The organism is Tepidisphaeraceae bacterium (assembly GCA_035998445.1).
In the GTDB taxonomy this organism is placed as follows: domain Bacteria; phylum Planctomycetota; class Phycisphaerae; order Tepidisphaerales; family Tepidisphaeraceae; genus DASYHQ01.
This window is the reverse complement of sequence record DASYHQ010000022.1, coordinates 28,925-41,266: the sequence shown is the minus strand read 5'-3', so window position 1 is coordinate 41,266 and position 12,342 is coordinate 28,925. Positions and strand designations below refer to the sequence as shown.

Here is a 12,342-nt window from a genome sequence, read left to right as displayed (position 1 = left end):
CGGGTTAAAGAGTATTGCCGCGTCCGCTCCGACCGTGGCATGGGCGTCTCGCCCATGCGTGCCGTAGGGCCAGAAGACTGGATTGAAGCCCGCGGCCCGGTCGGCGCAGTGGCCAGCAAATGACATTTCCCTTTCCAGTCCACAGGCATGGGCTCTGGCGTCCATGCCACGTGAAAGGCAAACGCGATTGAATTCTTTGACACCCTCGCAGTATCTCAGGATGACGATATTGCGCTAAGCGCATACCCACCGAACCTAATTGGATGACGGAAGGGGCAGCTGGTTGTTCTTCTCGATCTGCGTGGTGGTGTAGCGGGTGGCGCGGACGACGAGGACGCGTTCGCCGGTCGTCAGCACGAGCTTGCGCGCGACGGCCTCGGCCGCCTCGACCGTGGGGTAGAGGATGGCGGTGGGGCCGGGTTGGCTGCCTTCGGTGCAGACGGTGAAGCCGTCCATGCGGATGACGTCTTGCATGCGTGAAAGCGTAGCCGGTTGCACGCAGCGCGGGAAGCGGGAAAGGGGCCGGTTTAGGCAGTGGCGGACGGATCGCAGACGTCCATCAGAGAAGAGTGTCATCCCGATGGGAGCCTCAGGCGACCTGAGGGATCTCAGCTGTCTGAAGACGCGGGCTCTGGGAGATCCCTCGGGTCGCTACCGCTCCCCTCGGGATGACAATTTGAGTGTTAAGGCACCGCACGCCTTCGTCCGCATAATTCATTCCCTCTCCCGGTACGCCGGGGGAGGGTTAGGGAGGGGGCGAAGCGACTTGCGTTATGTATTGAAGACCCCCTCCCCAGCCCTCCCCCGCGAGTACGCGGGAGAGGGAGCGGTTTCGGATGATTGCAGGGATCGGTTGTGCGGACTTTCGTCCGCACGACCGGGGGTAAAGGGTGAGTGCCGAGCTGCGGGCTCACTGAAGTGAGACCGCTGCGAGGCGTTACTTGCAGCAGCTGGCGCCAACGACGCAGCAGGCGGCGTCGGTCGTGCAGCAGTCGGACGCAGCGGTGGGGGTGGACTTGCCACCGGCGAACGCGGCGCTACCGGCCAACAGCAGGCCAGCGAACAGGTAAGTCACGTACTTCATAAAGACTCCTTCTGAAAAGAAACTGAAACGCGCCCTGGCAACACACCGGGGCATTAACGGTTACGGTTATTCCTGCGGCACCAGCTTCATCCCGCATTTCGGGCATCGGCTGGCCTCGTCGTCGGTCACCTCCGGGTGCATCGGACAGGCGTACGCGACGGCCGCCGGCGCAGAGGTTGGCGCGGTCGCGGGGGTCGTCGCGGGGTTGCCATCAGAGTGCGACGCCGCGTGCGTTGGGGCAGCAGTGGAAGCGTCCGGCGTGCCGGCGCGCTCGCTGGGCCGTGGGCCGTCGATCTTGCGGTCGACGTTGATCCCGTCGCGCCGCAGCGCCTCGGCGGTCGCGGCGACGGCGACGGTGCCAGGTGGGTTCTCGTACCAGCCCGGATCGTCAAAGCCGACCTCGGCGTCGCGCACCTTCACGATCGTGAACATGCCGCCCATGTCGATGTAGCCGAACGGGCCCTCCATGCCGACCATCGGCAGGCTGTTGTGCGGCACCGCCATGCCCATGTCGCCCATGCCACCCATGCCGTGCTGGCCCATCGTCATGTAGCCCGGCAGCACCGACCGCACCTGCGAGTCGAGCCCGCCAGCGTCCACGCCGATCATGTTGGGCACGTCGTGGCCCATCTGGTTCATCGCGTGGTGGGTCATGTGGCAGTGCATCGCCCAGTCGCCTGGCGCGTCGGCGACGAACTCGACGGCCCGTGTGGCGCCCACGGTCACCAGCACCGTGTTGCCCGGCCATTGCGCCGATTCGGGCACGGGGCCGCCGTCGGTCTCGGTGATGCGGAACGTGAACCCGTGCAGGTGGATCGGGTGATGGTGCATCGCGCCCAGGTTGCCGAAGCGGATGCGCACGCGCTGGTTCTTCTGCACGACCAGCGGCGCGGTGCCGGGAAAGGCACGGCTGTTCATCGTCAGCACGTTGAAGTCGGTCATCTCCAGCGTGTTGGGGCGGCGCGTGCCGGGCTCGATCGCCCATTCGCTCAGCATGATCGCGAAGTCGCGGTCGATCTTCGGGCCGACGGGCTTGCGCGGGTGGATGATGAACATGCCCATCATGCCCAGGCCCTGCTGGGTCATCTCGTCGAAGTGCGAGTGGTACATGTACGTGCCGTACTGGTTCAGCTTGAACTCGTACATGAACGTCTCGCCCGGCTGAATGGGGGCTTGGCTAAGGCCCGTCACACCGTCCATGCCGGCCGGCAGCAGGATGCCGTGCCAGTGGACGGTGGTGGGGGCAGGCAGGCGGTTGGTGACGTAGATGCGCAGATGGTCGCCTTCGACGGCTTCCAGCGTCGGCCCGGGCGTGCGGCCGTCGTAGCCCCAGCAGATGGCGGTCAATCCCGGTGCAAACTCGTGCTCGAACTCGCTGGCGATCAGGTGGAAGACCTTCACGCCATCCACGACCTTGAACGGCGCGGTGACGCCGTTGGGCGTGTGGACGGGCGTGTAGTCCTTGCCCGGTTCGCCCGGAGGAAATTTCTCGTCAGCCGACACCGTGGTGGCGATCGGCAGCGGTGATGACGACTGGGCCATCAACATCGATGGCGACACAACCGCGCCGGTAGCTAAAGCCGCGGCGGTGCCGGTCATCAGGCGACGGCGGGAAAGCATGTGTTGATTGATTGCGTTAGTCATGGGTGGCCTCCGAGGAGGATGGGTTCGTCGATGTTCCAGTAAGCGAGCGGGCGGCCGAGGTGGATGCGCCTTCAAACCAGCCATCCACCAGCGCCTCGAGCGCGCTGCGGGCCAGCCAGTAGTCGCGCAGCGCTTGCACGTACTGAGCGCCGGCGGTCACCTCGTCCTGCTTGGCGCGAAGCAAATCAAACGCGCCGACGTACATGCCGTTGTAGTGAAGCTGCGTCTGTTGCGTGATCTGCGAGCGCAGCGGCAACAGCACGTTGCGGTACTGCTCAGCTCGCACGCGCGCCGCCTGCACGCGGGCGGTTGCGGCACGGACGGCGCTGCGGATGTCGACCGTCATCGCGCCGTACGCGTGCCGCGCCCGCCGGAACTCCGCCGCCGCGGTGGCAACCGCGGGCTGGCCCTGGTTGAACAGTGGAATGGGCAGCGACACCGCCGGTCCCACCGCCCAGGCGCCATCCCCCTCGCGCTCGGCGGCGACGCCGGCCTCAATCTCCGCGTTGGCGAACAGGCCCATCGATCGGGTGATGCCCAGTGCCCGCGCGTTCGATTCGATCTGCCGCCGCGCCAGCGCAACAGTGAGGTTACGCTCGAGCGCCTTTTGCTCGAGATCATCCAGCGACAGTTCGTTCGCAGGCAGTTCCGGCAAACGCGGTTGCAACTGCGCAGTGGGGGCGGGCAGGCCCATCAGCGCGGTCAGCGCTTCGCGGTCCTCGGTCGCTTGCAGCTCGGCGTCGGCTAGGTTCAGTTTGGCCTGTTCGTACGTGGCGCGTTCACTGGCGTAGGCAAGATCGTTGATGTTGCCGGCATCGTGCAGCCGCTTGGCGAAGTCGCGCGAGGCCTCAGCGGCCTGCAGCACGGTGCGGTGCAGGTCCAACGCCTGGGCCGATGCCTGAGCGGTGTAGAACGCCTGCCGTGTGCGGTGGGCCAGCGACATCACCTCACCGGCGACGCGCAGCTTGGCCAGTTCAAAGGCTTGGCCGGCCAAACGCTTGCGGGCAGGGATGAAGAAGATGTCGAGAAAGTCGGTGACGACCGCCAGCTCGATGACTGGTCCTTCACCGTCGGCCAGTTTCAGTTCACCGTCGAAGATCGGGTTGCCCAGCAGACCCGCGCCGACGAGGTCCGCCTGCGCGACCGACAGGTCCTCGTACGTCGCCTGCAACGCGAGATTGTTCAGCAGCGCCACCTGCACGGCGTAGTTCACGTCGAGCGGGCGACTAAGCAAATCGGCGACGTGCCGTTCGACGTCGGCGTCGGCCGCCGTGCCTTGGTTCCAGTGCACGCGCCCAACGCCGCGCTCGGCCAGCAGTTGCTGGACGTCGCCAAAGCCCGCCTCGCGCGGAATGGTCACACAGCCACCGACGCCCAGCAGGGCAATCGCGGCCACTAGAGTTCGTGCGTTCACGAAGACTCCCTTAGGTTCAAATTGTCAGAATCAATGGGATACGAACGAGCGTGCGCAGGGGGGGCTACAACAGCAGGGCGCACTTCATCTGCAAAGGCGTGGCGAGCGAGCGGGGGCGATCATCATCGGTGATCGCGGAAACGGGTGACGCGACCGGCATGATCTCGGGCAGCGCGAAAGCGGCTTCAAACTGCCATGGCGATAGCAACACCTTCGCGGCGCTCACGTCGGCGGTCGCGGGGGCGATCTTGGCCGACATGGCGGGGCAGGTTCCGCAATCGGAAGCGTCGTTCGGATCGGACGAAGAATGGCAGGGCAGTTCGACCGGCTTCTGCGTGGGGCAGCAGGCGTGGTCGTCACCCATCTCACCCACCACCCCTGAAGGCACGGCCACCGGCACGTCCGCCGCGGCCGCGATGGCGGCGTTGACGCACGAGCACAACAGGCACCCGACCAGCATCCAGCTGGCGACGAGCGTCGAGATGATTTTGCTGGCCGGGAAGGTCATGGGTGGAAGGGTTGCGTCTCTACCTATCTTACGCTTCATCCGTGGCGCGGCAAAACGTTTCACGGAATTTGATGGAAGCAGGAACCGCGTGAACAGATTTATTTGTCATCCCGAGGGGAGCGGTAGCGACCTGAGGGATCTCCCGCGGCCGCACCGTCAGTCGGTCGAGATCCCTCAGGTCGCTACCGCTCCCTTCGGGATGACATCGGTTGCTGGCCGGCAGGGGTTTGACTATCTAGTCCTTCGGCAGTTCCCGCTCTACCAACTCGCACAGCGTGTGCAGCAACAGCTTGTGGACCTCTTGAATGCGGGCCGACAGGGTGCCGGGGACCAGCAGTTCCACATCGGCCTGGCCCTTGGCGGTGCCACCGTCGCGGCCAAGGAAGGCGATGGTTTGCAGGCCGCGTTCTTTCGCGACGGCCATGGCCTTCTCGATGTTGCGGCTCTTGCCGCTGGTCGTGAAGACGACCAGCACGTCGCCCGGCAGGCCGAACGCCGAGACGCCGCGGGCGAAGATCTCTTCAAACGCGTAGTCGTTGCCAATGGCGGTCAGATCGCTGCCACTGGCGTTCAGGGAGATCGCGGGATAGGCCCGGCGGTCGTCTACATACCGGCAGACGAACTCGGTCGCCATGTGCATCGCGTCGGCAGCGCTGCCCCCGTTGCCGCAAGTCAGCAGTTTTTTGCCGTCCTTCAGGGCTTCGCAGATCATCTCCGCGGCGATGGCCAGTTGCGGCGCGAGGGACTTCGTCGCTCGCAGCGAGTCGATCAGCGCGACGATGTTGGCTTGGAGGAGTGAGTCGGGCATCCTGAGGGAAACTGAAAGATACGGACGCGTTTGCCTTCACCGTAGCATGGGCGTCTCGCCCATGCCTGTAGATAGAACCAGCGTCACGATTAGTGGCAGACCGCTTCGACCAAGCGGCCCGGACTCAAACAATATCTTCTGGCCCCATCGAGAGCATGGGCGAGACGCCCATGCTACGGTCGGAGCGGACACAGCGGTTGCCGCGTCTAGTACACGTCGCGCTGGTACCGGCCGTCCTTGGTCATCTGGGCGACGTACGCCTCGGCGTCGGCCTTGGGCATCTTGCCTTGCTCGGCGACGATCTGCTTTAGCGCCAAATCGACGTCCTTCGCCATCCGCTTCGCGTCGCCGCAGACGTAGAAGCTGGCGCCGCTCTCCAGCCAGTTCCACAGCTCCGCGGCGTTCTCGCGCATGCGGTGCTGCACGTAGACCTTCTTGGCGGTGTCACGGCTGAAGGCGGTGTCGAGGCGGCTCAGCACGCCGTCGCTCTGGAACGCCAGCAGCTCGTCCTTGTACAGAAAGTCGGTCTGTTCCCGCTGATCGCCGAAGAACAGCCAGTTGCGGCCAGGGGCGTTCAACACCTTGCGCTCTTCCAGGAACGCCCGGAACGGCGCGATGCCCGTGCCGGGGCCCACCATGATAATGTCGCGCTCCAGGTCCGGCGGCAGCCCGAACTTCAGGCTGGCGTGGACGTGCACGCGGATCTTCTGGCCCGGCCGCACGCGCTCGGCGAGGAACGACGAGGCTACGCCCTTGCACTGCCGCTCGTGGCGGTTCTTGAAGCGCACCACGCCCACCGTCAAATGCACCTGACCCGGATGGGCCAACGGCGACGACGAGATCGAGTACAGCCGTGGGCGAAGCAACGGCAGGTTGTCGACCAGCTCGGCCGGGCTGGGCCGGGCCGAGGGGTTCTGCTGCAGGATGTCGATCAGCTCCACGCCTTCCAGCGGGGCGCCGGTCTCGTCGACCAGCATGTTCAGCAGCCGCCCGGCGTCCTGTGGGTTCGTCGCAACGTCGGCGAGGAACTCGATCAGGTCGGGGGTCATCTTCGAGATCATCCGCTGGTGCAGCAGCGCCTCGCGCAGGCTGGTGGTCAGGCTGCCACCGTTGTGGGCCGGCACGTCCTCGGCGCCGGTGGCGCCCAGCACGTCCAGCACATCGCTGACGGCGTCCGAGCAGTTCTCGGGCGTCACGCCCAGCGCATCGCCCACCTTGTAGGTGAGCGGCGTGCTACGGAGGTCGATTTCGATGTGACGTACGTCTTTTTCCGAACCCTCGCCGTTCAGGCGAAGGGTGCGCAGCAGGCGGGCGTTGTACGAACCATCGTTGAACTCGGTGTTCACCGCCACGTCCGACCGCTCGGCCGACCGACCGGCGACGCTGACGGTGGTCTCACCGATGCGCAACGTGGTGACGAGCTCCTTCAGCTTCTTGGTCGTCTCGCGGCCACCGGGCGAGCACTTGGTGATGTCGCTGTCGACACCGGAAGCGATCGCCTCGGCGTAGGTCTGGCAGAGATAGCCGCACGAGCCGCAATCCAACTGCGCCATGGCCGCCATCAACTGGCGTTCGGGCTTGCGACCCTCAGCCAGCGACATGCGGTCGTCCATCTCCAGAGCAGGATCGTGCCACGGGAAGTCGCCGCTGTCGGCCTCGTCTTCATCGTCAGCAACGGCGACGGCGCCCGATTGCGACTCGAGTTGCGTTTCCGCACTGGCGGCGGGGGCCTGAACCACGGGCGCCGCGGCAGGGGTGGCGGCAACGCTGGGGGTGGACGATCTGGCACCGTTGGACGACTCGGCCGGTTGCGCCACCGCGCTGGGGGCGGCTACAGCAGGACCACGCGCGGCCAAAACCGCGGTGAGGAAACCGTTGAGCCAGGCACGCTGGGCTTCGTTGAACGGGGCGTCGTCCGGTACGAGCGGGGCACTCATCTCATTCATCCTGTCGAGCATATTCCGCGTCTGGCGGTCGGCATGACCCGCCGGTGGTTGATTCTCTTAAGGATACGGCAAATATCGCCGGACGACCAGACGAGGATCGAAAAAATGGCGTGAGGGTGGTTTGGAAGAGAACGCGAAGGCCCGATGGCGCGAAGGCGGCCGCGAAGGGGCTGCTCCGGTCCCTCTCCCATGTACTCATGGGAGAGGCTAGGTGAGGGTGATTTTGAGCTGCTGACGGTTCTCGACGGGTCGAAATCACCCTCACCTAGCCTCTCCCGGCGTACCGGGAGAGGGACCGGACTCCGCCCGCCTTGCCTGCTTATTGCTCCGCCTGCGATCGCTCCACACCCACATTCAACGGTCGATTCGGGTCACCCGCGAGGTAGAGGGTTTGCGTCGGGAAGGCGAATTCCAACCCGGCTTCGTTGAACCGCCGCAAAACCTCAAAGTTGAACTGCTGAAGCATTTCGCTGTAGCCCCACCAGTCGCTGCCGGGGAAGTACCAGAGGTAGACCTTCAGGTTCAGGCTCGCCGACGCCAATTCATCGAAGTAGGCGCGCGGCGGGTTCTTCTCGAGGTTGAACCCCTTGGCGATCTCGGGCAGCGTCACGATCTCGCGCACGATCGACAAAGCCAGCTGCATCTTTTCGGGCGGGGTGTCGTAGGTCAGGTTGATGATCGCGATGCGCTGGATGAACGGCCGACGGCCGATGTTCTTCACGCTGGCGTCGACCATGCGGGCGTTGGGGATGGTTACGAACTCCCCCTGCAGCGTGCGCACCTTCGTGCTGCGGAAGCCGATCTCCTCCACGTTGCCGTCGTGCCCGTCGAAGACGATGCGCTCGCCGACCGCGAAGGGCTTATCGAGGAAGATCGTCAGCGAACCGAACAGGTTCTTAATGGAATCTTGCGCAGCCAGCGAGACCGCCAAACCGGCGATGCCCAGGCCGGCGAGCCAGGCGCCGATGTCGGCCCCGAAGACGTTTTGGGCCGTGAACAGGATGAAGATGACGACCAGGAACAGCCGCAGCGTCTTGCGGACGAGCGGGACGATCTGCGTCTCCAGCGCCGAGCCCCCATGGCGGATGAACCTGCGCAGGACGAGGTCGACGACGGCGACGACCTCGAACAGGAACCAGCCGATCGCGATGATGATCAGCAGTTTCAGCACCCCTTTGGCAAAGTCGCGGACGGGGTCGGACAGGGAGACCGGCGCCAGCCCGATCGCCAGCGCCGCCGCCAGCACCCACAGGTAAACCGGCCCCGCCGCCGAGGCAAAGATGGTGCCGTACAACTGCCAGCCGCGGTTCTCGCTTCGCTTGGCCAGCCCACGGGCCGCCAAGTGCAGCACCTTGCCGATCAGCAGGCCGAGGAAGATCGCGATCAGCAGGATCATCCAGCCGGTCCAGGGGGTATCGGTGATCGTCGTATCGAGGTCGAGCCGCTCGAGCAGCTTGCCAAACTCGGGCGAATCCGTCACCTGCTGTGCCGGCGTTGCGGCGACGGGGTCGGCGGCGGGGGGAGCGGTCGGGTCGGCTTGGGCCAGAATGGAGAACATAGAACGGGTACTAACCCGACGAGGGAGATCGAACAAGGGGTTTTTCTGACGAAAGCGGGTGTGGGCGCGAGGCGGGGCGGTGGAAGGTGGGTGACATGCAGCGCATGCCCGCTGGCACCATTTGGCATCCACTGCGGAGCCGAAAGGCTGGCGGACGAAACTCCTGCGTTAATCAGCAACGTGTCATCCCGATGGGAGGCTTGCCGACCTGAGGGATCTCCCACGGCCGAGAACCGTCCGTCGATCGAGATCCCTCAGGTCGCCAAGGCTCCCATCGGGATGACACCGTTGGCGGCATAGCATTTTTCCGCACTCCGCACTCCGCACTCCGCACTCCGCACTCCGCGCTCCTCTACCCTTCGTCATGCACGTCGCTACAATCGGCGCATGATCTACCGCATCGACGTCCGCACCACCCCAGCGGCCCGTGGGGGCCAGGCCGCGTTGGACCCTGTGGGCGAGTCCATCCGCCAGCAAATTCGTGAGTTTGGGGCCGAGGTCGGCTCGATCGACACCTCGCGCATCTTCCTGATCGACACCGACGCCGACCGCGACACCGTCGCCAGGGCCGCGTCCAACCTGCTGGCCGATCCGGTGGTGGAGTCGGCGGACGTGATGACCACCTCCAACGGTCACGACGCCGCTAAGAGCCGCATCGAGATCCACTTAAAGCCCGGCGTGATGGACCCGGTCGCCTCGTCCACCGAGCGCGCGCTGCGCGACATGGGCGTGGGCCAGGTGGCCGTGCGCACCGGCCGGGCCTACGTGATCGACGGTAAGGTGGACAAGGCCCAGCTGAACCACATTGCCTCCCGCGTGCTGGCCAACGGCGTCATCGAGAGCGTCCACTTCGACGCCTACGTTCCTGAAAGATTCGAGAAGGGCCACGACTACACGTTCAAGCTGCAGCACGTGAACATCCGCGAGCTGACCGATGAAGGTCTGACCAAGCTCAGCCGTGAGGGGCACTTGTTCCTCTCGCTGACGGAAATGAAGGCCGTTCAGGACTACTTCCGCAAACAGAACCGCGAGCCGACCGACGCCGAGCTGGAAACCGTCGCCCAGACGTGGAGCGAGCACTGCGTCCACAAGACGCTCAAGAGCGCCGTCGACGTGACCGAGGTCGACGAATCGGGCAAGCCCGTCGGCAGCCGGCGGTACGGCAACCTGATCAAGGAAACGATCTTTAACAGCACGCAGGAGCTGATTGGCAAGGAAAAGAACCCCTTCTGCCTGAGCGTGTTCAAAGACAACGCCGGCGTGATCGCGTTCGACGATAAGGACGCCGTCTGTTTTAAGGTCGAAACGCACAACCATCCCAGCGCCATTGAACCCTACGGCGGCAGCGCCACCGGCATTGGTGGCTGCATTCGCGACATCATGGGCACCGGCCTGGCCGCCAAGCCAGTGGCCAACACCGATGTTTTCTGCGTGGCCTACCCCGACGCCGCCTCTTCAACCGCCAATCGCCGGTCGCAAATCGCAACGCTGCCCAAGGGCGTGATTCACCCGAAGCGCGTGCTGCAGCAGATCGTCGCGGGCGTGCGCGATTACGGCAACCGGATGGGCATTCCGACCGTGAACGGCGCGCTCTACTTCGACGACCGCTATCTCGGCAATCCGCTGGTCTTCTGCGGCTGCGTGGGGCTGATTCCCCGCGACAAGATCACGAAGGCCGCCCGGGCGGGCGATGCGATCGTCGTGATGGGTGGGCGCACGGGCCGCGACGGCATCCACGGCGCCACGTTCTCGTCGGCCGAGCTGACCGACACGCACGCGGATGAGTTCTCGCACGCCGTGCAGATCGGCAACGCGATCACGCAGAAGAAGATGGCCGACGTGATTTTGCAGGCCCGCGACCGCGGGCTGTTCAGCGGCATCACCGATTGCGGCGCGGGTGGGCTATCGAGCGCCATCGGCGAGATGGGCGAGAAGACCGGCGCGTTCGTCGAGCTGGGCAAGGTGCCGTTGAAGTACGCCGGTCTGCGGTACGACGAGATCTGGATCAGCGAGGCGCAGGAGCGCATGGTGCTGAGTGTGCCGCAGGAGCACGTGAAGGAACTGCTGGAGATCAGCGCGCTGGAGGACGTCGAGACGACCGTCATCGGCACCTTCGGCACCGACGACCGGCAATTGATCCTGGACTACAACGGCAACGAGGTCGCCCGCATCGCCATGGCCTTCCTCCACGACGGTATCCCCATGCCCACGCGCAAGGCGACGGTCTTGCGCCGTGGCATGGGCGTCTCGCCCATGCTCGCGGTGAAGTCGAGCAACACAATTGGTGGCGACAACTCGGCCGAAGCGGCAGCCAAAAATAAAACTTCTTCTCCTGCTGATATGCATGGGCGAGACGCCCATGCCACGGTTAAAGCGAAGCTCCTCGGTACGCTTGCCCACCCCAACGTCGCGTCGAAGCACTGGGTCATCCGCCAGTACGACCACGAAGTGCAGGGCGGCAGCGCGATCAAGCCGCTCATCGGCCCGCAGCAGATCGGCCCCAGCGATGCCGCGGTCGTTCGGCCGAAGCTGGAGAGCATGAAGGGCGTGGCGATCGGCAACGGCATGGCGCCGGCCGTTCAAGACCCGTACCAAATGGCGATCGCTGCGATCGACGAGGCCGTGCGCAACGTCGTCTGCGTTGGAGCCGATCCGAACCGCACCGCGATCCTCGATAACTTCTGCTGGCCCAGCGTCGACGACGAGAAGACCATGGGCACGCTCGTGGCCGCCTGCGAGGCGTGTCGCGATGCGGCACTGGCCTACGGCATCCCGTTCATCAGCGGCAAGGACAGTTTGCACAACCAGTTCACCAACAGCGAGACCGGCGAGGTGCTGCGCATCCCCAACACGCTGCTGATCAGCGCGATCGGCATCGTCGACGACGTGCGCAACGCCGTCACGATGGACCTGAAGTCGGCCGACGCGACGCTGATGCTGATCGCCCCGAAGGCCAACGCCCAGCTGGCCGATTTGGCCCACCTGCACCGCACCGTGGCGGCCGCCAACGCCAAGGGTTACTTCGCGGCCGTGCACGACGTGAGCGACGGTGGCGTGCTGACCGCGGTGGCCGAGATGGCGATTGCGTCGGGCCTTGGGGCCAGCGTTCGCCCTGAGGCGATGGGGAACAACCCATTCGCTGAGGGGCTCGGCCAGTACGTGGTTGAAGCGTCGCCCGACTCGAACGCAGCGCTGCTGGAACATTTTGCCACCGCTGACGTGGCGATCACGCCACTGGGCAAGGTGACGAGCGATGCGACGTTGAAGGCGGGTAATGGGCTGGACGTGTCGGTCGCGGAACTGACCAAGGCGTGGCGGGGGACGTTGGACTGGTAATCACAGGGTAACGCCTGCCCACGCGGCACGGCCGGTTCGCGTCA

At 65.1% G+C, this 12,342-nt stretch carries 9 protein-coding genes; 1 reads left to right on the top strand and 8 read right to left on the bottom strand.

From position 1 onward, the window contains the following. Nucleotides 1-255: 255 nt before the first annotated feature. The 8 genes from VGN72_09965 to VGN72_09930 all read right to left on the bottom strand — a co-directional run bounded on the left by VGN72_09965 (nucleotide 256) and on the right by VGN72_09930 (nucleotide 8,962). Nucleotides 256-474 (bottom strand): hypothetical protein, encoded by a 219-nt coding sequence (locus tag VGN72_09965; protein HEV7299679.1) that lies wholly within the window; start codon nucleotides 472-474, stop codon nucleotides 256-258. 463 nt (nucleotides 475-937) lie between these two features. Further along, entirely contained in the window at nucleotides 938-1,084 is a 147-nt protein-coding gene (locus tag VGN72_09960; protein ID HEV7299678.1) for a hypothetical protein, read from the bottom strand. A 66-nt stretch (nucleotides 1,085-1,150) separates the two neighbouring features. After that, nucleotides 1,151-2,728 carry a multicopper oxidase domain-containing protein gene (locus tag VGN72_09955; protein ID HEV7299677.1) on the bottom strand — a complete coding sequence of 526 codons (1,578 nt, stop codon included), beginning with the start codon at nucleotides 2,726-2,728 and terminating at the stop codon, nucleotides 1,151-1,153. After that, nucleotides 2,721-4,142, bottom strand: coding sequence for a TolC family protein (locus VGN72_09950; protein HEV7299676.1), 1,422 nt, complete (start codon nucleotides 4,140-4,142; stop codon nucleotides 2,721-2,723). Before VGN72_09950 ends, VGN72_09955 begins: the two co-directional genes overlap by 8 nt. Before the next feature lie 64 nt (nucleotides 4,143-4,206). Next, nucleotides 4,207-4,650 (bottom strand): hypothetical protein, encoded by a 444-nt coding sequence (locus VGN72_09945; protein HEV7299675.1) that lies wholly within the window; start codon nucleotides 4,648-4,650, stop codon nucleotides 4,207-4,209. A gap of 235 nt (nucleotides 4,651-4,885) precedes the next feature. Next, nucleotides 4,886-5,458: an SIS domain-containing protein gene (locus VGN72_09940; protein HEV7299674.1), complete on the bottom strand. Its 573-nt coding sequence runs from the start codon at nucleotides 5,456-5,458 to the stop codon at nucleotides 4,886-4,888. Nucleotides 5,459-5,664: 206 nt separating this feature from the next. Continuing rightward, nucleotides 5,665-7,395, bottom strand: a complete 1,731-nt coding sequence (locus VGN72_09935) for a sulfite reductase subunit alpha (GenBank protein ID HEV7299673.1) — start codon at nucleotides 7,393-7,395, stop codon at nucleotides 5,665-5,667. A 328-nt stretch (nucleotides 7,396-7,723) separates the two neighbouring features. Further along, a complete protein-coding gene (locus tag VGN72_09930; GenBank protein HEV7299672.1) occupies nucleotides 7,724-8,962 on the bottom strand; it encodes a mechanosensitive ion channel family protein in 1,239 nt (412 codons plus the stop codon). A gap of 387 nt (nucleotides 8,963-9,349) precedes the next feature. Between VGN72_09930 and VGN72_09925 the strand changes: the two genes are divergently transcribed. Further along, nucleotides 9,350-12,298, top strand: coding sequence for a phosphoribosylformylglycinamidine synthase subunit PurS (locus VGN72_09925; protein HEV7299671.1), 2,949 nt, complete (start codon nucleotides 9,350-9,352; stop codon nucleotides 12,296-12,298). Nucleotides 12,299-12,342 lie beyond the last annotated feature (44 nt).

Bases quoted from the DNA above. Each gene is read 5' to 3' on its own strand.
- VGN72_09935 (HEV7299673.1), bottom strand. From the start codon at position 7,395: ATGAGTGCCCCGCTCGTACCGGACGACGCCCCGTTCAACGAAGCCCAG.
- VGN72_09965 (HEV7299679.1), bottom strand. From the start codon at position 474: ATGCAAGACGTCATCCGCATGGACGGCTTCACCGTCTGCACCGAAGGC.
- VGN72_09955 (HEV7299677.1), bottom strand. From the start codon at position 2,728: ATGACTAACGCAATCAATCAACACATGCTTTCCCGCCGTCGCCTGATG.
- VGN72_09960 (HEV7299678.1), bottom strand. From the start codon at position 1,084: ATGAAGTACGTGACTTACCTGTTCGCTGGCCTGCTGTTGGCCGGTAGC.
- VGN72_09945 (HEV7299675.1), bottom strand. From the start codon at position 4,650: ATGACCTTCCCGGCCAGCAAAATCATCTCGACGCTCGTCGCCAGCTGG.
- VGN72_09925 (HEV7299671.1), top strand. From the start codon at position 9,350: ATGATCTACCGCATCGACGTCCGCACCACCCCAGCGGCCCGTGGGGGC.
- VGN72_09930 (HEV7299672.1), bottom strand. From the start codon at position 8,962: ATGTTCTCCATTCTGGCCCAAGCCGACCCGACCGCTCCCCCCGCCGCC.
- VGN72_09940 (HEV7299674.1), bottom strand. From the start codon at position 5,458: ATGCCCGACTCACTCCTCCAAGCCAACATCGTCGCGCTGATCGACTCG.